We start from the raw sequence: 21,818 nt of genomic DNA, 5'->3' as shown, positions 1-21,818 counted from the left end.
AACCATCCCCCGTGTTCTCACGGCACTTATTGCACGTGCGTGGCAACACAGAGAATAGTTAACCGGTATTTGACTAAGCCTTCGTTCTTGATGAGTACGCTTGGTATGTCTTTCTCATCCAATCCCAGAACGCCCTGTCACTCGGATAGAGATCATGTCTCTTTTCAGGACGAGCGAGATAACTCGACAGATCAGCCTCGCTCCAGCCCATCTTCTTCAAGAAATATCTTCGATCGGTCTCAAGCCCCTCGAGAACCGGGTATGGCGACTCTTGAAGCATTGCCAGCGCATCATCCCTGCTCATTTGCCCACTCATCACAAGCGTTGCAAGATGCAGCTTTCGCTTATCGACACCAAATTTCTCTGGCAGCAGATACCCTTGGTAAAATCGCGTGAAGATAGACTCATAGTGCTTGTAAGGGTAACGCTTATAGCCATACTCACGCTCTAGCAACTCTAGAGCCTGATCCTTCTGGTAGTCGTAATAATCTAAATAAGGAACCCACTCTATACGGCGGATTACGCGATTGACCACATAATCTACAGTGCCGACGACAGGAAAAGTCTTAAGCTTGACGCCGCCCAACTTCCCCAATGCCTTGATATTTGTCTTGTCCCATTTACGCCAGTTCCACCCCTCAGGCATAGGCATGCCTTCTGTGGCGGAGTTGCTACCGGAGAGGATATACTTTATTCCGTACTTCTTTGCCTGGCTATAATTAACCGCCAACATAGCATTGTCATAAAGAAGCTCTACATCGATAACATCAGCATCAAAAAAAGCCTGCATCAACTTTTTATATTCAGGCCAATCAATAACATGGGTATACAGGTCGACATTCAGGCCCGCAACCAGGTTTTTGATGTTGCTTGATGCCAGCTCGGAGTTCCAATTGTTGTCCATATGGACCGCTAAAGGTCGTAAACCTTCCTTTACCGCGAGGTCAAGCGCATAGGAACTGTCCACGCCGCCCGACAACCCCATGACACAATCGTAACGCTTCCCCTTGCCCGCCTTCTTTACTTGTTCGATAAAGGCCGCCCGACGAATTGCGCGGGTTTCGTCTGTTGCGAAAACAACCTCATTGAGTTGGCGCTCAAAAGAGGTGCAAAAATTACAAATACCGTCTTGATCAAAAGAGATATTTGAAGCACTGGTATCCATGACACACCGTGTACATACCTGGTGTTGTTTAACCTGCATATTAACTCCTGAAGAGCTTATCGAGCGCTGAGTATCCGGGGTAGCTGATCAGCACCGCCCGATGGGGTCCCTGTAATACGAATAGGCTTCCTGCAGCCACTGCGGAGGCTCCGGCCTGCACAGCTTCAAGCAAATGCGCCATGTTACCCGCACCTCCGAGTGCCACCAAGGGTATATCAAGTATTGCTGCGGCGGACCTTATCACATCTAGGTCGTAACCATTCTGCACACCATCTCGATCTACCGAATTCAGAAGAAGCTCACCCGCGCCTGCCGACTCCAACTCCTTTATGACGGCCAGCCAATCGGCCTTGAGCTTGCGCTTACTCGATGAGCCCCAAAGCCTCGTCCTGCCCAACCAATCTTTCTTGACATCGATTGATACAACTATGCTCTGGCTGCCAAATCGAGAGGCCATCTCGGTAACAAGGGAGGGGTTCTCCAAGGCGGCAGTTTGCAGGACCACCTTTTCAACGCCTAACGAAAACAACCGCCTGGCTTGCTCCACGGTGCGAATCCCGCCGCCATAACCCAGGGGCATAAAGCACTCGCCAGCAAACTCCTCGATCAAGGCGTAATCAGGCTCTCGATTCAAGCGGGTTGCATCAATGTCCAACACGACCAACTCATCCACTTCTTTTTCATTGAAAATGCGGATAGCGTTGATCGGATCGCCCACATACTTGGCATTGGCGAAGCGCTGTGTTTTCACCAGGCCCGAGTCACTCAGAAGCAAAGCAGGTATCACTCTATGGCTTAGCAAGTCACACCTCTAGAAATCGTTTGAATATTTCCATACCAAACTTGTGGCTTTTTTCCGGGTGAAATTGAAAGCCCCAAATATTTTTACTCCGAAATCCCGCCACAAATTTTTGACCGTAATTGCATTCCAGCAATACATCGTCTCTGTCGTGACAACTAACGTAATACGAATGTACGAAGTAGAAACGTCTCAGTATGGAGCGATCATCAAACACCGGATCGTCCTTGACCACATCAACGGCGTTCCATCCCATGTGCGGCACCTTAAGGCGTAAGTGCTGTGCTTCAAAATTGAAGCGCTGAACGCTGGCGCTGATCCAATTCAATCCCTGTGCAACGCCCTCCTCGCTAGACTTGCACATCAACTGCATGCCCAAGCAGATTCCCATGACAGGGACCTCGTTCTGCAATACGCACTTATTCAGCTCTGGGAGCCACCCCCCGTCATGCAGACACTTCATCGCATGATCAAACGCGCCTACACCCGGGAGAAGCAACTTGCTGGCTTGAGCCAAATCGCGAGGCGATGAAATAACCTCAGCTTCGCCGCCAACGTGCCGGATCATGTTAACAACGGAGGCAATATTGCCGGCCCCGTAGTCGATGACGGAAATTTTTCGTCTAGACATTTTTCACCAGCCTTCTATCTAGAAAGGAGTTCACACCTGAATGAGGCAACTCTTTTTCTGTGGACTGAAATTTCGTTTGTAACGCTTCCGCGATCCAGGATGTGATAGCTGCATTTTGCTGGGGAATAATCTTTGCGATACCGCTTTGCCGCTCTCGCAGATAGAGCTTATCTATGCAGCCACCCTCTTCGAGAAAGGGGTTCAGTAGCGCAGAAGGGATACCAAACCATGAGGCCTCAATCACCACAGAACTCATATCAGTGATGTGTAAATCAACTTGCGACAACAATAGGGGTAACGGAACAGTACTGGTTTTATACCATTCGACATCCGCAAGATGACCAAACGTAGCAGCCAGGTATTTCTCGCAATGATCACCTTCTGCACCCGTAAGCTGCAGCGGGTGAAGCCTCAGCAGCCATTGGTACTGGCCTTGCGTTTGCAAAATAACCGACTCCAGCGCATCACACATTACGTGATTGAAGTCAGTGTCCGCATAATAATGGATGTGCAACCCCCACTGCAGCGCAACCAGAATTGTTGGCTTGTCGCCAACGGCAATCCTGCTTGACTGCAAGGCCTCTCGAACCAAACCATCATTGGCTGACGGATTTCTAAAGCGTTGATACCACGGATGGCCAACGACCAGAACCTCTGCCCCCCGAGCGGGTGCCCAGGCTTCAAGCACCTTCGCGCTTTCATGATCCCAACACAAAAAGCCACTCGGTAATTCAGCGTCTTCGGAGTTTCTTTCTAATATTTCACCGTACCAACTGTTACTCGACTCAATAACACCGTGCTGTATGTCGTAAACAGGAACGCCCAAAACCCGGCCCGCCCGACATAAAGAAATATCAGGTTGAATACCGATCACCATTTGAGGCTTTACACGTGCAAGGATGCTCAGCCAAAGATTCGTTTTCTTCGTAGAGGCCCATGCCTTACTTTTTTCAGGCCCAATCAACAGTTTCAAAACACGTGCCCACAGCGCGATTGCAAGAAACGGGCGGTTGAATGCCACGGGGTAATTAAATGCGCGCTGCTTGGTGATGTGGCTGAAGGGTGTTGCTACGGACTGCACAGTAAAGCCCGCAGAGAGGCAATGCTCGACCAGGGTATCTGCAATCGGCGAATAGACCGCATTGGCATACCGGTATCCGCAATCGGCATCATGCCTCAGGATGAGAAGATCAGATTGCTTGAGTTCTCGCCAACCATTTGCACGACAAAAAGACCTAAAAACAACATTGATTCTTGCGAAAAACTTTTTCATCAAACACGCATTTCTAAAATGATCTGGCAAAGTTTAAAATCGATAATAGTATCAATATCAACTGACTTTTCTGCTGGCATGACATACGCCATGCTGTTTGACATGAAAAAGCCCTTTTGCTCTATAAAAGATTGTGTATTGGCGATATAAACAGCGCCGTTCAGCCTATAGTATAAAGGTAGATCCTGGCTGCGCTGATTGAGTAGCGCCGGTGACAGGAAGTCGTCCATTTGTCCCTGTGCGCCCAGCGTATTGGACCACAACGGAGAATGCTCACATGGACAGACGCTCACCACGCTTTTAGCCTGGGTTTCATTCATCCGACTCACTGCTGCCTTGATATCGTCAGCGTCACGTAACGGTGAAGTGGGTTGCAACAACATAATTCGAGCGGGTCTCACCCCTTCTAGCTTGAGGGATTCCAAAGTGTGCAGGAGCACATCGTACGTAGTTGACGTGTCCTGCGCCAAATCGCTGGGGCGTCTTAGGGTACGAGCGCCCAATCGCTCACCGTGTGCCAACACCTCATCGTCATCACTGCTGACGACCAGCAGATCAATGACTCGACTCTTTTGCGCCGCCTCCAAAGTCCAGCAGATCAACGGCTTTCCGTGTAGCTCCAAGGTGTTTTTCCCCGGCAGCCTTTTGCTTCCGGCCCGCGCCGGGACAATCGCCAAAATATCCATATTAGGCGTGTACTCAACCATTGAAGAGACCACCTATATCAGATTGGGCTCGCTGGAAATCCTCCATCCGACCGATATCCAGCCAATACTCATGGATAGGGAAAATATTCACATCTTTACGGTTGGCGATTTCTTGTTCCAACAAAGTAGGCATATCGATATGCGTGCCTGGCTTCACGCTTCTGACCAGTTCGGGCGATAGCAAATAGATTCCTGCATTGATAAAGCAGCGATGTACCGGCTTCTCGACCATTGAACTAATACGATGCCCATCGCTTTGAATGACCCCATAAGGTACGCGATGCTCGTATTCGCGCACGCACATAGTTGCAACGGCCGAATGCCCCTCGTGAAACTCCAGTACATTCCGGAAATTCAACGTAGTCAGCAGATCACCGTTCATCATGAACATAGGCAAATCTATTTCATCATGCGGCAAGAGCCCTAAGGCACCCCCCGTCCCCAGCGGGGTATCTTCGTGAACATAACGAATACTCACTCCCCAACGAGAACCATCACCGAAATACTCTCGGATCATTTCCGGCATATAGTGGGTTGAAATAAAAAACCGATGAAAGCCTGCCGCAATGAAGCTCTCAATGATCAATTCCAAAATGGGTTTATCACCCACTTTTAGAAGCGGCTTGGGGCAATTATGCGTCAACGGGCGCAAACGCGATCCAAATCCACCTGCCATCAGGAAAACGGGATTATCCCGATGCGCTTTCTGCGTCAGCCCTTGAAGGGTTTCCAACCCGACAACTCGATGTTGCGCATCGACCACCGGCAGCTGCAACAACTGAAGCTTGTCCATGACCGCGAGAATGCGTTGTTTTGTCCAATCCCTGCCCACTGTTTGAGGGGAACTGCACATCACTTCTTGCACCTTGATATCCAGAGGCTGTTGCTTCAGCAAACTGCGCCTGACATCGCCATCGGTCAACGTGCCTAACAGGCGTCGCTCCGTATCGACCACTAGAACGATACGCAAAGCCGCTTCGTCAAGCGTCTTAATAGCCTCTCCTAGGGAGGTATCTGGCGTGATAAGTATTGATTCCCACTGTTGCATAAAAATCCCTAATGGTCTTGACCAGCAATCTTACTGCGCGCTGCCGGGCCTAAAAGAGTCTGATGAGCGGCCAGATCCCTGACCACCGCGACTCCGGCCCCCACAACTGCACCCTCACCAATACTGAGACCTTGTATGACTGTTGCTCCGCTGGCAACAAAAACCCTATCCGCCAGAAAAACACCACCGCAAAGTGTTGCACCCGGCGCAACATGAACATCGCACCCCAATTGGCAGTCGTGATCAACACTTGCGCGAGTGTTGATAATGGAGTTTTCCCCAATCACCACATCAGCCTGAATGATGGCGCCCGCCATAACCTGGACACCTGGGCTCAGCGATACAGACTCATCAACCCAAGCGGCGGGGTGAACCAAGGCAGGAAACCCGAACCCACGCGCTGCAAATGCATCAAACACCGAGCGCCGCCCAGCGCCCCTCACCAATTGACCAACACCGTTCACCAGTCCTACTGAGTGCGGATCCATGGCGAACACAGCTTCATCGGAGCCCAATACCTTGATACCGCGCCACTCGATGACACCTCTTCGCGCCAACCCAGGATCACAGACCCCCAACACTTCAAAGCCGCAGGCGCGAATAAGCGACAACAGCACTTTCGCATGTCCTCCCGCGCCCAACAGAATCAATGGGGGTCTCAACTCGACTTCCTCACCACTCACAGATCTATATTCTCACCGGCCATATAGCTACGAGATGCTTTTCTTCCGACTAATTCCCACAGCATGGTTGCCGGCAGCCCCTTCCCGCTGCGAGCAGTGGTCAGGTGCGCCCGAGTGTACACACTGCCGAGCGGGATATCACAGCTCGCTACGACTTGCTGTCTCGCCGCTCTGCGTGTATCCCATTCACTGTCCTGGGGAGCCTTGGCGCCATCGCCAAGTGCTTGTTCAAGCGCGCGAATATCAGAAACCATCGCCTGCAATTCGTCAGGCTCAAGTGAAGACAGATGATCCGGGCCTGGCAACGCCCGACTCAACGTAAAGTGCTTCTCGATCACCTTGGCACCACGCGCCACGGCAGCAATCGAAATCAAGCCACCTACCGTGTGGTCTGAGTAACCGACTTCCAACCCAAAGGCAGCGGCCAGCGTGTCCATTGCCCTGAGATTCACCTCCCCCCATGGGGTCGGATACTGCGAGGTACAATGGAGCAAAGTCACGTGACCACAAAGCATCTTGCGCGAACTGCTACGACCCCAATTCTCCCAAACCTCATCCAGGTTTTTCGGCTCAGAAACAGACACAAGCGCATGCGCAACGATTGCTAGCGCTTGTTCCACCTCTGATAGAGTGGCCATTCCGGTAGAAAGAACCAGTTTTTTTCCGGTTTTAGCGAACTGCCATAAAAGCGGTCCGTTCGTTAGCTCACCCGACGGCACCTTGTATAAAGGCATACCCAGGTCCGCCAAGAATTCGAGGCTGTCCGAGTCAAATGCGGTCGACAAGAATTCGATGCCCTGCTCCCGGGCATGCCTCTGTAGTTCATGATGCCATTCTTGAGGCAACTCGAGTTTTTGAAGCATGGCGAGCTGACTTTCAGTGCTGTCGGAATTCTTCTTTTGATAGGCCGCCTTTTCCAAGTGCTTGGCAGCAAGCCGCTTTGCATCGAAGGTCTGGAACTTTACTGCGTCTGCTCCTGCCTGCGCGGCGGCGTCAATCAATGCAAACGCCAATTCACGCTCGCCGTTATGATTAACACCGGCTTCCGCGATGATGTAAACCGAATCTCTGCTAATCAAATCCATGGTTCAGCCCAAGTCGTGAAAAGATTTGTGAGTTGCTCCCTCGAACTGCTCCAAAACGCCAATGATGGTTTCAGAAGCGTTGCCTTGGCCGTAAGGATTCGTGGTCGATTTGCAAGCCAAGGCGAACGGCTCAGATAAGGCAAGGCAAAGTGCTCTCTCTATATCGACCTTCGTCGAATCGCAGTCGATTACCGAGTCGGCAGCCAAGCGCCCTTTCTGGCGAATACCAATGTTCACCGTTGGAATTCCGAATGCGGGAACTTCGATGATACCGCTTGAGGAGTTCCCGACTACAGCACAAGCCAATGGAACAGCACTCAAATACCGCTTGAAGCCAAGGGAAGGAATTGCCAGAACCCGCTCAGGCTGGCGCTGGGCATAATCTTCCAAAAGAGGAATTATTGCTCTCCCCCCATTGTCAGCATTGGGGTATGTGAAGATGACCTGGTGCAGAGGGAACTCATCCAAAGCCTCCAGGAGCGCATTGAAGGTCTCAACCGGATCTTCACCCTGCATCGTTACGGGATGATAGGTTACTAGAAAAAATGGTTGCTTGATCGAAAAGCTCAAGCTCTCGGAAAGCTGGGCGCTGTCCATTCTGGCAGTGCGCAACACGTGATCCAGCCCTATCGCACCCACGTCAAAGACCCGATCTGGCGACTCACCCATCTGAATCACACGGCGCCTGTAAGCTTGCGCGGAAACAAAGTGAAGATATGACATCTTGCTGATAGCGTGACGAATGGCGTCGTCGTATGCGCCCTCTGTTATCTCCCCGCCGTGTAGATGCGCCACCGGAATTCTCATTACGAGGGCAGCCTGAACAATTGCCAAGGCCTCGAAGCGATCCCCCAGTACAACAAGTACATCAGGCTTGAGACGGTCGAGCGCATCTGCAAACCCAAGCGTTCCGAGCCCCATGGATTTGACCACGCCAACGGAGGTGTCCGACGAAAGCAACATCTCCACTTTTGCGTCAATCCCGAAACCATCCTGCTCAATCTGCTTCCAGGTTTCACCAAACTCGGGCGAAAGGTGCATCCCACTGACGATAAGCTGCAACTCTAGGTGCTGACTTTCCTGAATGCCCTTGATAAGCCAATACAGCAAACCATACTCAGCCCGAGTACCTGTAAATACCGCAACTTTACGGCTCAATCCGGCAACTCCGAAATGACACTGCTCGGCAGGTTGACTATACGTTCAGCCAGCCACTCGGAATTCGTCAAATCACCACGAAGGCAACCACCATACATAGACAAATGATTCATCAGTTGCCAGATAGGCCGCGTCATCACTCCGCCCTCATTGGTTTCTTTCAACAACCTATCCCGAGCTTTCGAATCCTCACAGATCACCGCATTGAGCCAATAGTTGGAACGGCAATTGTCGGGTTCGGTGAAGAATCTCAGATCACTGCCTTGCAAAGCAGTCGAATACGCAGAGGCCAACTTGCGCTTCGCCGCGATAAAGTCTTCCAACTGCTCAAGCTGAGCACATCCGAGCGCCGCATTCAGGTTTGGCAGACGATAATTGTAGCCAACCTCATCGTGAACATACTCATAGGGGTGCGGCTGCTTGGCAGTAGTGGTGAGGTGCTTTGCACGTCGACCTAGATCCTCATCGGCAAGAATCATTCCACCACCACCCGTGGTAATGATCTTGTTGCCATTAAAACTCAGAACGCCTACACGGCCAAAAACACCGGTATGGCGCCCCTTGTAAAAACTGCCCAAAGACTCTGCAGCATCCTCAACGAGTGCTATGCCCCAGCGCGCGCAGACCGCGACAAGACTGTCCAGTTCGACGGGATGCCCAAAGGTGTGCATTGGCACACACGCCCGCACAACCTGCCCTGTCGACTTCAATCTGCACGTGCCATCATCGTCTTTACGGGCCATCTCCTCCAACCACTTCTCAAGGGCTAGAGGTGAAAGGCCAAGCGTGTGTCGATCAACGTCAATAAAAACGGGTTGAGCCCCACAATAAGCAATTGCATTACACGTGGCCACAAACGTCAGCGCCTGCGTGATCACAAGATCACCGGACTGAACGCCCGCCAACATAAGTGCAGTGTGTAGCGCGGCAGTACCGTTGACTGTTGCTACGGCTTTTTGGCTTCCAGTATAGCCAGCCATGTCGCTCTCAAAGCGCTCAACGAAAGCACCTACGCTAGAAACGAATGTGGACTCGATAGTTTCCAAAACGTAGTCACGTTCGCGCCCAGAAAAAACCGGGGCATGCAAAGGAATAAAATCGTTAGTGCGGTATTGCTCTCGGATAAACTGGATGAGCGAAGCGAACATGGTGATTTACTCAGACGTTATAGATATCAGCTTTGTACTTGGCCAGGTTTTCCGGCTGAACAAGCCAATCAATAGTCTTTTGCAAGCCATCGCGGATAGAGTACTCAGGTTCAAAACCGGTCAATCCGCGAATCTTCGTGTTGTCACACCAAAGGCGAAACACTTCGGATTTTTCAGGTCGGATTCGCTGCTCATCCGTCAGGAACTCGACATCACTGCCCATCAATTCACGGATGAGGTTGAGTGTATCCGCCACTGAAATTTCATAGTTAGAACCGATATTGACAACTTCGCCAATAGCTTGCTCACACCGGGCCAGCTGCAGAAAACCACGGCATGTATCAGCAACATAGTTGAAGTCACGCGTCGGCGTAGTATCGCCAAGCTTGATTTGTTTCATCCCACTGGCAATCTGAGTGATGATCGTAGGAATAACAGCCCGAGCTGACTGCCGCGGGCCGTAGGTATTGAAGGGGCGGGCAATGGTCAACGGAAGACCGAAAGAATTGAAAAAGCTCATCGCCATGGCATCCGCACCAATTTTAGAGGCGCTATAAGGCGATTGAGCCTGCAACGGGTGCTTTTCGTCTATCGGGACATATTGGGCTGTGCCGTAAACCTCACTGGTAGACGTATGAATCACTCGGCCAACACCATTTTCAAGTGCGGCCTGGCAGATATTCAAGGTACCCTTGATATTCGTATCAACGTAACTATCAGGTGCAACATATGAGTACGGAATAGCAATCAACGCAGCCAGGTTGAAAACCACATCAATATTTTCCGTAATATGTTTACAGTAGTGAGGGTCACGCACATCACCACTTAAAACTTCGATCTCTTTCCGGCAGCCAACATTTTCCAGCCAACCCCAGTTATTAAACGAATTATACTGAGAGAGCGCTTTTACGGTGTACCCTTCGGCGACCAAAAGTTCAGTGAGGTGTGAACCTATGAAACCATCAGCACCTGTTATCAATACGTTCACGGAGACGTCATCCTTATAAATTTATTAAGATTTCCAGATTGGCTTGCGTAGCTGCCAACCACTCGCAGTTTTTTCCCAAAGATGGGGAGTGCGAAATTCTTCAATAACATCATTGAAACGCTGTTCGGTAATGCCCATGTACTCCAGGCATTGCTTTTGGTAAACCTCTGGGTATTCACCATCAAAACGCTTGATCAGTGCAATGCCTTCATCGCGACTAATGTCACCATTACGAATTTCCTGGGCGGCATCATAGGTAGCGCGTCCGATACCAAACTTGGTATAGGTGGTGTAGTAGTGCAACCAGTCAATCATATCATCCAACGAACTGTACTTACTGAAACTGCCTTCAGTACGAGAGTCGTTTGGCATGAAATCGGAATTTTCGACGGAGAAATAATACGTTTCTTGAGGGTGCCATTTCATGTAGTAGCCGAGATAATGAACCTCGGTTCCAACCGATTGCAATTTATAAGGATCCGCCGGCAGATAGGCCTCCAGGTCTGCCAAGGTAAACTTATACTCCTCCATTAGCTGCGCGGCACTAACACCGCCGAGATACAAATCAGCGACTTGATTCTCTGCCGTATAATATTTTGGATCTCGCGTTGGCTTATCGTTATCCAAAATCGCATTGCCGTATTCAGCCTCGTTTTCTCCGAAAACAACCAACGGAATACCAAACAACGCCGACATTTTGGGGGCCAGGTTTTTTTGCCCCAAAATGAATGGCTGAAAAGGGTGACACAGTTTTTCGAACGCCAAACGCGTTAACGTCCGGTGAACTTTTTTGTTTTGATGATACGTATAATTTGCAAAACCGGCATTTATCCAGGCATCAAAATTATCACGACCAATAACGGTGTAAATCGCTGGCGGCCAAGTAACCAAGATCGGGTTCATGTTGTACTTAAACTTCAAAACATGTGCAGCCATTACACTGTCTTTGCCGCCACTGCCTGGTACCACGACATCGTAGCGACCATCGTATCGCCGATGTTTGTCACACAGCTCGCGCAGCTCGCGCTCACGCTCATTCCAGTCGATGGTTTTCTTCTTTTCTGCAAAAGTACAAGCGTCGCACACGCCGTGCTCATTGAAGAAAATAGCTTTCTTGATTTCGCCAGGCTTATTCTTGAACTCGACCGTTGAAGAAGGACGCTGATTATTCATCGCGCACTTCTTGCAAAATTGTATATCTAGCGGAAGACCGTAACGCCCGAAGGATTCTTGATTATTCATTTCGAACTCACACACTCAGGAAGTTTTCGAAAACACGAACACCGACTTGCCTACTTTTCTCGGGATGAAATTGCAACCCGAACACATTCTCACTTTGAACACCGGAGACAAATTGATGCCCACCATATGTGCTCAACGAAATAATGTTGGTATAGGCCTGAACCTCATAGGAATGCATAAAGTAAAACAAATCCTGAGGCGTAATGCCCTTCAACAGCGCCGACTCGCCAACCACGGACAAGTTATTAAAGCCCATATGGGGAACCACGCTATCACACAACATCTGCCTGACCTCTCCATTGATCAAGCCCAAGCCAGATGTCACACCGTATTCAAATCCAATCTTGCTCAGCACCTGCATTCCCAAACAGATACCCAGCAGAGGATGTCCTTCGTCGGCAAATTCGACAATTGCTTCTGCCATACCCGAAGCTTTCAACTCGCGCATACCGTCAACAAAACTACCAACACCCGGCATCACTAACTTGCTGATACCTTGAAGATCCTTAGGCTGTTTGATGACTCGCACATGGGCCCCAGCGATTTCAAGCGCCCTCGCGATGCTAAAAACATTGCCCGCTGCGCCGTAATCCACGACACCAACAAGGTGAGTCATACCCGTACCTCCACGCCGCGCTCAATCAAGAAACGCTTTACATCAGCAATCGTCGTTTTCTGGTAGTGCAACACCGACGCCAGAGCAATACCACTTGGGGCAGCCACCTGTGCGACTTCAAGAATGTGCTCCAACGTACCGGCACCACTCGCTGCAACCACGGGGATGTTTACCGCATCAACCACCACCTTCACCAAAGCAATATCAAAGCCCCGCTGCCTACCGTCGCAATCCACCGATTGCAGCAGGATTTCACCTGCCCCACGGAGCTCAACTTCTTTCGCCCATTGCACGACATCACGACCAGAACTGATTCGCCCGCAATCGGTGTAGCAAACCCATTTTTGGTCGCCGATGGATTTGGCTTCAATATTGACGACAACCGACTGCCCCCCAAAAATCTTGGCAGCATCATCAATCATCGCAGGCACTTCCAAAGCACCCGTATTCACCACCACTTTGTCTGCACCATGATGGAAAAGGCGAGAGAAGTCTTCGACACTGCGCACGCCCCCCCCGACGGCAAACGGAACAAGAAGTTTTCTAGCCGCCGCTTCGATATAGTCATAAAGGACCTCTCGTCTATAGAGACTGGCCACAATATCAATATAGAAAATCTCATCAGCTCCCTGCTGATAAAACTGAGCTACCAGCTCCTCTGGGGTGCCGACCTTTCGAAGCCCCTCGAAGTGGACTGGCTTGACCACGTATGGAGGCTTCACATCAAGCTTTGCAATGACTCGCATGGTATTACTCTCGGAAAACATCTAGTCATGATGACAGACCATGAAATGGTCACAGACAACCTATACAGCCCTGGTCCCTAGGCCGCACGTGAACCCTACTTTAGCTACCGGCAAACTCTACACCAAGTAACGAAGCCGTAGCCAAACCCAATACAATTTTTAACATTTCACCGAAGTAGCGCCCCTGGAACTCACTTGGAGGCCTTTCTGAGCAATACAGTCGACAGAGAGGAAAACACGCTCAACCACGGCATCGGATAAATCAGCCTAGAAAACGCCCAGACAAAAAAGAATAAAATAAACTCAGAAAGAGCATACGCCATCGCTGCCCCCTCCAAGCCAAAGCGTTCAACAAACCACAAAGATGCTAAAATCGATACCCCACCCGTTGACAATGTTATAAATGAAAGCCTTCCGGTGCGAGAGGAGAAAAAGAACAAGCCCGTGACGGTAAGATACATTCCTTTAAAGGTCTGCCCCAAGAAAAACCAAAAAAGTATTTCTTGAGCCTTATAAAAATTTTCACCGACAATTTTCAAGAAGAATAACGAGCAGAACACCTGGGCTGCCAGCGCCAACATAATAAAAAACAGCCATGACAAATAGGTGACACCTACCACTTCCAAGCGTGCTGCTGGCGTGCTGTCCTTGAGTTTTCGGTATAACCATGGGCTGTATACTTTTGAAAATGCATCGGCGATCAACCCCATTGCCATGCCAAACTGCAATGCCAGGGTGTAAATACCAACCGATTCCAGATCAAGAAAGCTGCCAACGATGAACCTGTCTGCGACTACCATCGCGAGCCCGCCTATTACATGCGGAATCAGCGGCACACCAAAGTTAAGCGCATCACGGTAATACGTTTGCCCATCATGACGAAAATTCAGTTCTTTGCTTCTGAACAGCGCAAATAATGCCAACACGCCAAACGCCGCGGTCGCGACTACCTGCCCCCACACTCGCCCTTCCCAGGCCATGTAAAACAGAAAAATCAACAACAACGAGCACGCTGAATTCACAAGGCCCTGCGAAACCTGGAATACACCATAGCTCTTGGCGTTCTGACTAACTTGCCAAAGCGTGAGTTTGATATTGACGATAAACTGCAAACCGGACACAACGACGGCCACTAACAGCCAGCGGTATGGCACATTGGTAATCGAGACCAAACGGTCACCTATAACAGCGACTAACAAGAGTACGACCAACGTACTGACGCACAGTATGGTGACGCAATCAGCGACGTACCCGGCCAGCGCCTTTCGATCCAACTCAAAATAGCGCACACCAATGGCCCCGTGTACGCTCAACCCTGTCAGCGCGCCAAAAATGCTGACCATGATGCTGAACATCGCTACAACACCATAATCAGCAGGCGTTAAAACACGCGTCAATATTGGCAATAGCAAAAACGGGATGGCGGCGTTCACAATATTTGCGAACAGAAAGATACCCGCCTTTCCTAATAACTTCCTACTCATCCAACAGCACTTGCAACATCAGTTTCCAAGCGACTTAAAACCTCGGACAATTGCGAAGCGACGTGATCAATAGCCTCACCCACATCTGCACTCATCGGCAAGCTCATTACCCGTTTCGACACCGCTGAAGAAATCGGTGTATCCAATGCAGAGCCATATTTCGAATACGCGGGCTGCTCATTCAATGGCACAGGATAATGCACGGCTGTTGGAATACCGGCATTCTTCAGCAGCACTTGCACCTGCTCACGCTGTTCGACCAATACAGTATATTGCGCATACATACTGGTACGTTCAGCCGCAAGACGCACGCGCTCGACCCCAAGCCCATCCATTAGCGTGTTGTAGCGATCACCATTCTCGATCCGCTGGCTGACCTCCCACTCAAAACGCTCAAGCTTAGCGAGAACAATGGCGCATTGAAGAGTGTCCATTCGCCCACCCAGTCCTACACGGGTATGCCAATACCGACGACTCTGGCCGTGAACGCGAATCTCACGAAACACCTGCGCGAGCTCATCATCCGATGTAAATATCGCACCACCATCGCCATAGCATCCAAGCGGCTTGCTTGGAAAAAAACTCGTACAACCGATCGTCGACAGGTTACAGCTTTTATTCCCCTTGTAGACCGCGCCGAAACTCTGCGCCGCATCCTCAATGACAGGGATAGAACCATGTCGAGCAGCGATTGCGTTAATTTCATCCATATCAGCGGGCTGGCCATATAGGCTAACGGGCATAATGGCTTTTGTACGAGTTGTAATGGCCGCTTCAATTTTGCTCGGATCTATATTGCAAGTCAGTGGATCGATATCCACAAAAACTGGAATACCACCGAGCAGCACAATCACTTCTGCAGTGGCCGCGAACGTAAAAGGCGTGGTAATGACTTCATCACCTGGACCAACATTCAACGCCATCAAACTGATCAGCAGCGCGTCCGTGCCACTCGAGACGGTTACACAATGCTTAGCTCCAGTGTAACGCGCCAGTCGCTCCTCCAACTCTGCAACCTCAGGCCCCATAATGTACTGGCCGTGCTCCAGAACACCATCTATACGCGCCTGTATACTTGACTTGAGCGCCAAATATTGAGTTCTAAGATCAACAAAAGGAATAGTCATAAATCAAGGCACTCCATGTCTTCACCGTTCAACTTATATCGCAGCGCTGTGTGCGGACAGAGAAATGTGCCCTCCCCTCGGAGGGGAAGCGGGATACGCTCTCCTTGCTGGCTGATCCAGCCGATATGACGTGCTGGCACACCAACCATGAGAGCGTAGGGCTTGACGTCGCCCTTTATCACAGCCCCCGCACCTACAAACGCGTACTCTCCAATTGTTGCACCGCACACGATTGTGCAGTTGGCGCCGAGAGTAGCGCCTTTCTTAACATAGGTATCTCGATACTCATCTTTTCGCGAGACCGAACTGCGCGGGTTATAAACATTAGTAAACACCATGCTCGGCCCGCAAAACACGTCATCTTCCAACGTCACATTGTCATATACCGAGACATTATTTTGAATCTTGACGTTATCTCCAATGACCACCTTGTTTGCGATGAAGACGTTCTGCCCCAATGAGCACCGCGCACCGATTTTCGCGCCAGAGCATACGTGAACGAAGTGCCAAATACGGGAATCCTCACCGATAGTGGCACCCTCATCTATGATCGCAGTAGCGTGAGAGGTGTAGTTCATATAGACATCAACCCACGAGTGTAGAAAGGAAAGGATGCCCTTCATTATCAGCAGGCGCTACGCACGCTGAACTGCGAATAACTTCAACCGTCTCAACACAATGGCGCGCGTCTTCCAGGCCATAGCCCCGGCCCGCGATAATTTCTTCGTAGCTGGTAGTATGGAGATCTGTGAAACCTTCAGAGAACTCTATTTCCTCACCGTTTACCGTAATAGATCGGTAAGTCGGCTTTTTCCCCTTTACAGCTTCCGGAAGGTCATTGCTGTCAATCGATAGAAACCAGCGCACTCGAGCGTGCTCGTACTCCAAGTAGCCAGCAGCCTTGTACTCGCTGACAAAATGGACGACATTTTTCTGCAATTTCCCAAAAATGAAATGCAGCATATCGTAGAAATGCACGCCGATATTTGTAGCAACACCAAATGACTTGCGTGGATCGCCCTTCCAACTTTCCATGTACCATCGGCCACGCGAGGTGATGTAGGTCAACTCGACATCATATTTTTGCTCATTTTTTTCTCGAGCAACTTTATCCTTCAGCTCCAATATCGCCTTGTGATGTCGCAGCTGCAGAATATTGTATACACGCCGCCCCGTTTCTTTTTCCACCCGTGCGAGCTCATCCATGATGGCTAACGTCGGCACCAAAGGCTTTTCGCAAATAACGTCGCAACCTAAACGCAAGCCTGCAACGATATGCGCATGATGCAGGTAATTGGGAGAACAGATAGAAACGTAATCAAGAGCCGTCTTCTCATCCCGCCCTGACGTCCATGCGTGATCATAGAATCGTTCGAACTCCGTAAAGAATTCGCTTGCAGGCGCAATACTATCGATAATTCCAACAGAGTCATTGATATCGTAAGCAGACACCAACTCGTTACCGGTATCCTTGATTGCTCGCATGTGACGAGGGGCGATATAGCCGGCAGCACCTATCAGGGCAAAACGTTTCAAAATCTTCCTCCTGCCCTTAGGCCTTGATAATATTTTTTTGCGCTACACGGTATTTACCGCGACTATCGATAATTAAGGCGGCATGCTGCTTAATCAATTCGTAATCAAAACGATCGTGATCCGTCGCCAACACAACTGCGTCAAAACGCGTTATGTTTTCAGCTGTCAGCGGCTCGCTTGAAAGATCAAACTTATGCTCTCGCATTTTTGGAAACACTGGAACATGCGGATCGCTATACGCCACGTGACAGCCTTTACGCTCGATCAGCTCCATAATTTCAACTGAAGGAGACTCGCGCATATCATCCACGTTCTTTTTGTAGGCAATGCCTAGCACTAACACTTTACTGCCTTTAAGTGCCTTACCTTCTTCGTTCAGCCCTTCCATAAGCTTATTGACAACATACTCCGGCATTGCCTTATTGACCTCACCAGAAAGCTCGATAAACCGCGTATGCAAACCATATTCACGCGCTTTCCAGGTCAGGTAGAACGGGTCGATTGGAATACAGTGCCCGCCTAGCCCTGGCCCCGGATAATAAGGAGTAAAACCAAAAGGCTTAGTCGCCGCAGCGTCGACCACCTCGAAAATATCGATCCCCATGCGGTCAGCCACGATCTTCATCTCGTTGACCAGGCCAATATTAACCGCGCGATGTATATTCTCAAGAAGCTTGGTCATTTCTGCGGCCTTGGTAGAACTGACCTTTACAACCTGGTCAATCGCAGGCTCGTAGAGTGCCACCCCAACTTCCAGGCAAGCAGGGGTATGACCACCAATAACTTTAGGAATAGTTCGAGTTTCAAAATTCGGATTGCCCGGATCTTCTCTTTCAGGCGAATAAACTAAAAATATATTGTCGCCGACCTGCAAACCACCTTCCTGCACACGAGGAAGCAGCTCTTCCTCAGTGGTCCCCGGATAAGTTGTGCTTTCCAGCGAGACGACTTGCCCAGCGCGCAGGTACGGCTTTATTGAGTTTGTCGTATTAATGACAAAGCTCATGTCCGGCTCACGGTATTTATTAAGCGGCGTCGGCACACATAATATTAGCGCATCACACTCGGAGGCCCGACTGAAATCGGTAGTTGCCTCGAAACCCGTCTCCCGAGCCAGTGCAACTTTGTCCGCGGAAATATGTTCTATGTAACTTTGACCAGAGTTGAGTTTATCCACCTTTACTCGGTCAATGTCCAGGCCAAGCACGCGAAAGCCTATTGCATTATATCGAAGCATGAGGGGTAACCCCACATACCCCAAGCCGACAATACCGATAACGGCTTCTTTATTAGCGAATTTGGCGATACTCGCCTGCTTTATTCCCGACATCAGGCTAAACTCCAAGTAAATATTACAAATATATCCTATTATATAGCTGGGCGACTGCTACCTCTACACTTCATCACTCAAACATAGAGATAACGTCATTTCTCGCATCCCAACCATCAAACTATGCATTCAGCCCCTTTACACCAAACCACCCCTCCAGCGGCTGAAATAGGCGTACTTGAAAACACGCCGCCGCTGCGAGACTCCGCATTGTCTACCGACATGGCACCCGCTGCCTGCCCCGAAGCATATTGCTTGAGGCAACCGCAACACTCCGGACAGGATTAAACAACCAGCGCCAACAAGCCGCTCAAAAAAGATGGCACTTAGCTATAAAATATAGACATCTGTTGCATTCACGATACATGACCAGAAGCGAAGCCTAGCAAGATTCACCAACTCAAGCAAAAAATAGAAATCCCGAGGGCGCCACCCCCCACCCAGCTCTCGCGCGCTGCGTCTTCACTGACACCACCAAGAACTCGACGGGGACGCGCCGCTTCGACCGATCCGCAGCCACAGCATAATAAAACTCCTGCGCACCCGCATATAAAGCGCATCAAGTCAAAAATAATTAGCTCACGAACCAACACGAAAAATCAAGGCCGAAACGGCAGCAAGAGACAGATCCACGAAGGGTTCAGGAATTATTCAGGTTAAGCGTCGCACCAATAGGTCATAGGACGCAGGCAACGCAAAGCAACACCATCGCACCAACGACAAACGCACCAGCGCGCCAATGGTTTTTTGGCGCTGGTGCGTTTGTCGTTTTGTTGCTTGCAAACTGCCTCAGGCCCGCTCTACCTCACGAGAACTACTGATCGGAGAAGCTTCTACGGCAACATATTTCTGCTTCGCCGTAGCAACACTCGTCTTCACGATGTGGCGGGCAAAAGCCAGAGCCAAGCCCAGAACCACCCCGAAGATCATTCCGAACGCTACGATCAACAAACGTCTTGGCTTGATCGGATTCAGCGGCTCCAACGCCTGCTGGTCAATGGTGACCAACTTCAAACGGGTCATATCCATATTCAAGTTACGTAACCGTGCCTCTTCAGCGCGCAACGGCTGAACGCCCGCAAGAAAGCGATCTTCATTTTCACGACTGTTGAGAACTTCAATCTGCCGATTGGACTTGAGCAATTGCAGCTCCTTGGCAATCTGGCCAATCCGGGGATCGGTGAAATCATCAGACTTACGCTGCAGCAGTGCAGTACGCTCGGCTTCAAGCGCCTCTACACCCATAAAGTACAGAGGGATTGCCTGGTTGGTGATTTCTGTACGCATGACGTTCGAGCCATTATCCCGACTCATGTCGCCCAAGGAGGATGGCGTTGACGGCTTCTTGATACCAAGGGATTTGGCAATACCAATCGCCTCGTCGAGCTGAGCCATACGATTCATACGCTGATTTTTTAACTGAGCACGCAACGCAGTAAGCTCGTCCAGCAACTGAGCACGGCGCAATTGATCTGCTTCAGTCAAAGAAGCAATCTTAGCTTCCTTGTCAACGCTATAACCGGATCGAGCAGCATCCAGCTTACCCTTCAGCTCATTGAGTCTGTTTTTAACAATGATATTTAAATCAGAAGCGATCCGTTGTTGCTCGCTTGCGATCGCATACTCAATAAATCCATTAAGTATCGCAACACCATCGATTCCTGCGGGATAGTTCATTTCAAGCTTTATATACGCGCTCAGCGAGTCTGCCTTTTTAGGATCAGGCAAAACAAGGCGAATGGAGCTTCTATTAAACTCTTCAAAACTCTGCTCAAGCGTTCGCCCCGGGCGCTCAAAACTTTTGAATAGCTTCTGGTTTGCGCGGAAGAAATTTAAACGAGTCTCATATGACTCCAGCGCCGCACCAACCGCAGTCAGCGCCATACCAGGAGGCAATTGATAAACCTCAGATCGATTGAGCGCATCAAGCTCATTGATGGCGGCAGGGCGTAACACACTACTGACCTGATACACAGGCGTCGCAGTGAAGGCGTAAGCCGCGGCAATTAACGTGACGACACAAGCCACAAATATAATTAGATATTTTTGTTTCCAAATGAGATGAAACAAAGCAGAAAAATCAACTTCATCAGACCTGGAAACCGGAGGGGCACGGAAACTACTGCTCACAACAAAAACCTGCCTTCTTGAGAGAAACTGCGGGCTCGTTATGCGAACTCTGTGCTTATAGCCTACCAAAAACCCCAGGCATCACTGCAGAGTCAATGCCAGACACACAAAATGACCGTTATCGAGAACGGATTGCAGTTTGCCATCTCTGCGTCACATTACAAGACTTGACATGACGAGGAAGAAGTCCTACAGAAAAATCACCCTAGACATAACTGTCCGCACATCAATGCACCCAAAGCCCACCTTCAAGCTGAAGCCACGCAGAGAGCCTTAGGCCCGCCTAATCACGACGCGTTTTTTGCCGAACCATCCGACCAAAAACAGGCCCGATAACCATGCCGACCACCAATGCAGACACCACAAATACAGACAACGGCATTTTGGAGGTGGACCACCCCAAGAATGCGACAGTAGCTTCTTGCTGATTTTCCAGCACAAATACCAAAACCGCCAAGGCGACGGCCAATAGAATCAAACTCAAGAAAACTCGACGAGCTCCACGCATAAATGTCTCCCAAACCAAAAACTCAGAGATCCTCCTCCTCCTCTTCGTTCACCCGATCCCGCAACTCCTTGCCCGGCTTGAAGTGAGGAACGAACTTACCGTCGAGACTAACCGACTGCCCAGTCTTGGGATTACGCCCAACCCGCGGAGCGCGATAGTGCAGCGAGAAACTCCCAAACCCGCGAATCTCAATCCGATCGCCGGTCGCCAGACATTGGGACATTTGTTCAAGCATGGTCTTGATGGCCAGCTCTACATCCTTGGATGAAAGCAGCCCTTGATGGGTGACAATTCGTTCGATCAACTCCGACTTCGTCATATTTTTCCCTTCTTTTTCAAGCAGCTAGGAAAAGCGCTTCGAAGGTTTTAGCATGACTTGACGAATTTGAACAGCCCATGCCTTAACTTATCTAC

General features: G+C 50.0%; 22 protein-coding genes. All 22 read right to left on the bottom strand.

Annotated features, from left to right (window positions below; translation table 11 throughout):
• Positions 1-73: 73 nt before the first annotated feature.
• On the bottom strand, positions 74-1,204 hold the full coding sequence (locus DBR46_RS23395; RefSeq protein ID WP_124528113.1) for an N-acetyl sugar amidotransferase: 1,131 nt from the start codon (positions 1,202-1,204) through the stop codon (positions 74-76).
• Position 1,205: 1 nt separating this feature from the next.
• Positions 1,206-1,952, bottom strand: a complete 747-nt coding sequence (locus DBR46_RS23390) for an AglZ/HisF2 family acetamidino modification protein (protein WP_256659382.1) — start codon at positions 1,950-1,952, stop codon at positions 1,206-1,208.
• Positions 1,953-1,968: 16 nt separating this feature from the next.
• Positions 1,969-2,595 (bottom strand): imidazole glycerol phosphate synthase subunit HisH, encoded by a 627-nt coding sequence (hisH, locus tag DBR46_RS23385; RefSeq protein ID WP_124528111.1) that lies wholly within the window; start codon positions 2,593-2,595, stop codon positions 1,969-1,971.
• A complete protein-coding gene (locus tag DBR46_RS23380; RefSeq protein ID WP_124528110.1) occupies positions 2,588-3,868 on the bottom strand; it encodes a hypothetical protein in 1,281 nt (426 codons plus the stop codon). Before DBR46_RS23380 ends, hisH (DBR46_RS23385) begins: the two co-directional genes overlap by 8 nt.
• The gene (locus tag DBR46_RS23375) at positions 3,868-4,575 is read right to left on the bottom strand and encodes an acylneuraminate cytidylyltransferase family protein (RefSeq protein ID WP_218569334.1); all 708 of its coding nucleotides are present in this window, start codon (positions 4,573-4,575) and stop codon (positions 3,868-3,870) included. Before DBR46_RS23375 ends, DBR46_RS23380 begins: the two co-directional genes overlap by 1 nt.
• Positions 4,568-5,623: a nucleotidyltransferase family protein gene (locus DBR46_RS23370; protein WP_124528109.1), complete on the bottom strand. Its 1,056-nt coding sequence runs from the start codon at positions 5,621-5,623 to the stop codon at positions 4,568-4,570. The genes DBR46_RS23375 and DBR46_RS23370 overlap by 8 nt, the downstream gene beginning before the upstream one ends.
• A gap of 8 nt (positions 5,624-5,631) precedes the next feature.
• A complete protein-coding gene (locus DBR46_RS23365) occupies positions 5,632-6,306 on the bottom strand; it encodes an acetyltransferase (protein WP_218569333.1) in 675 nt (224 codons plus the stop codon).
• Positions 6,303-7,391 (bottom strand): N-acetylneuraminate synthase, encoded by a 1,089-nt coding sequence (gene neuB, locus DBR46_RS23360; RefSeq protein WP_124528107.1) that lies wholly within the window; start codon positions 7,389-7,391, stop codon positions 6,303-6,305. The genes DBR46_RS23365 and neuB overlap by 4 nt, the downstream gene beginning before the upstream one ends.
• Before the next feature lie 3 nt (positions 7,392-7,394).
• Entirely contained in the window at positions 7,395-8,549 is a 1,155-nt protein-coding gene (neuC, locus tag DBR46_RS23355) for a UDP-N-acetylglucosamine 2-epimerase (RefSeq protein WP_124528106.1), read from the bottom strand.
• Positions 8,546-9,697 carry a LegC family aminotransferase gene (locus DBR46_RS23350; RefSeq protein WP_124528105.1) on the bottom strand — a complete coding sequence of 384 codons (1,152 nt, stop codon included), beginning with the start codon at positions 9,695-9,697 and terminating at the stop codon, positions 8,546-8,548. Before DBR46_RS23350 ends, neuC begins: the two co-directional genes overlap by 4 nt.
• A gap of 10 nt (positions 9,698-9,707) precedes the next feature.
• Positions 9,708-10,685, bottom strand: coding sequence for an NAD-dependent 4,6-dehydratase LegB (locus DBR46_RS23345; RefSeq protein WP_124528104.1), 978 nt, complete (start codon positions 10,683-10,685; stop codon positions 9,708-9,710).
• Between the two features lie 24 nt (positions 10,686-10,709).
• On the bottom strand, positions 10,710-11,927 hold the full coding sequence (locus tag DBR46_RS23340; protein WP_124528103.1) for an N-acetyl sugar amidotransferase: 1,218 nt from the start codon (positions 11,925-11,927) through the stop codon (positions 10,710-10,712).
• A gap of 7 nt (positions 11,928-11,934) precedes the next feature.
• Positions 11,935-12,543: an imidazole glycerol phosphate synthase subunit HisH gene (gene hisH, locus DBR46_RS23335; RefSeq protein ID WP_124528102.1), complete on the bottom strand. Its 609-nt coding sequence runs from the start codon at positions 12,541-12,543 to the stop codon at positions 11,935-11,937.
• Positions 12,540-13,289, bottom strand: a complete 750-nt coding sequence (hisF, locus tag DBR46_RS23330) for an imidazole glycerol phosphate synthase subunit HisF (protein WP_124528101.1) — start codon at positions 13,287-13,289, stop codon at positions 12,540-12,542. Before hisF ends, hisH (DBR46_RS23335) begins: the two co-directional genes overlap by 4 nt.
• Positions 13,290-13,480: 191 nt before the next feature.
• A complete protein-coding gene (locus tag DBR46_RS23325) occupies positions 13,481-14,773 on the bottom strand; it encodes a lipopolysaccharide biosynthesis protein (protein WP_124528100.1) in 1,293 nt (430 codons plus the stop codon).
• Positions 14,770-15,900 (bottom strand): DegT/DnrJ/EryC1/StrS aminotransferase family protein, encoded by a 1,131-nt coding sequence (locus DBR46_RS23320; RefSeq protein WP_124528099.1) that lies wholly within the window; start codon positions 15,898-15,900, stop codon positions 14,770-14,772. The genes DBR46_RS23325 and DBR46_RS23320 overlap by 4 nt, the downstream gene beginning before the upstream one ends.
• A complete protein-coding gene (locus tag DBR46_RS23315; protein WP_124528098.1) occupies positions 15,897-16,478 on the bottom strand; it encodes an acyltransferase in 582 nt (193 codons plus the stop codon). The genes DBR46_RS23320 and DBR46_RS23315 overlap by 4 nt, the downstream gene beginning before the upstream one ends.
• Positions 16,479-16,485: 7 nt before the next feature.
• Positions 16,486-17,436 carry a UDP-N-acetyl-2-amino-2-deoxy-D-glucuronate oxidase gene (gene wbpB, locus DBR46_RS23310; protein WP_124528097.1) on the bottom strand — a complete coding sequence of 317 codons (951 nt, stop codon included), beginning with the start codon at positions 17,434-17,436 and terminating at the stop codon, positions 16,486-16,488.
• Positions 17,437-17,452: 16 nt separating this feature from the next.
• Positions 17,453-18,766, bottom strand: a complete 1,314-nt coding sequence (gene wbpA / locus DBR46_RS23305; protein ID WP_124528096.1) for a UDP-N-acetyl-D-glucosamine 6-dehydrogenase — start codon at positions 18,764-18,766, stop codon at positions 17,453-17,455.
• 789 nt (positions 18,767-19,555) lie between these two features.
• Positions 19,556-20,896, bottom strand: a complete 1,341-nt coding sequence (locus DBR46_RS23300; protein ID WP_124528095.1) for a Wzz/FepE/Etk N-terminal domain-containing protein — start codon at positions 20,894-20,896, stop codon at positions 19,556-19,558.
• A gap of 283 nt (positions 20,897-21,179) precedes the next feature.
• A complete protein-coding gene (locus DBR46_RS23295; RefSeq protein WP_124528094.1) occupies positions 21,180-21,404 on the bottom strand; it encodes a lipopolysaccharide assembly protein LapA domain-containing protein in 225 nt (74 codons plus the stop codon).
• Positions 21,405-21,426: 22 nt separating this feature from the next.
• The gene (gene ihfB / locus DBR46_RS23290) at positions 21,427-21,723 is read right to left on the bottom strand and encodes an integration host factor subunit beta (RefSeq protein WP_124528093.1); all 297 of its coding nucleotides are present in this window, start codon (positions 21,721-21,723) and stop codon (positions 21,427-21,429) included.
• Positions 21,724-21,818 lie beyond the last annotated feature (95 nt).

Origin of the sequence: Pseudomonas sp. KBW05, assembly GCF_003852405.1 — a bacterium.
Classification (GTDB): Bacteria; Pseudomonadota; Gammaproteobacteria; order Pseudomonadales; family Pseudomonadaceae; genus Aquipseudomonas.
This window is presented reverse-complemented; position numbering and strand designations above follow the sequence as displayed.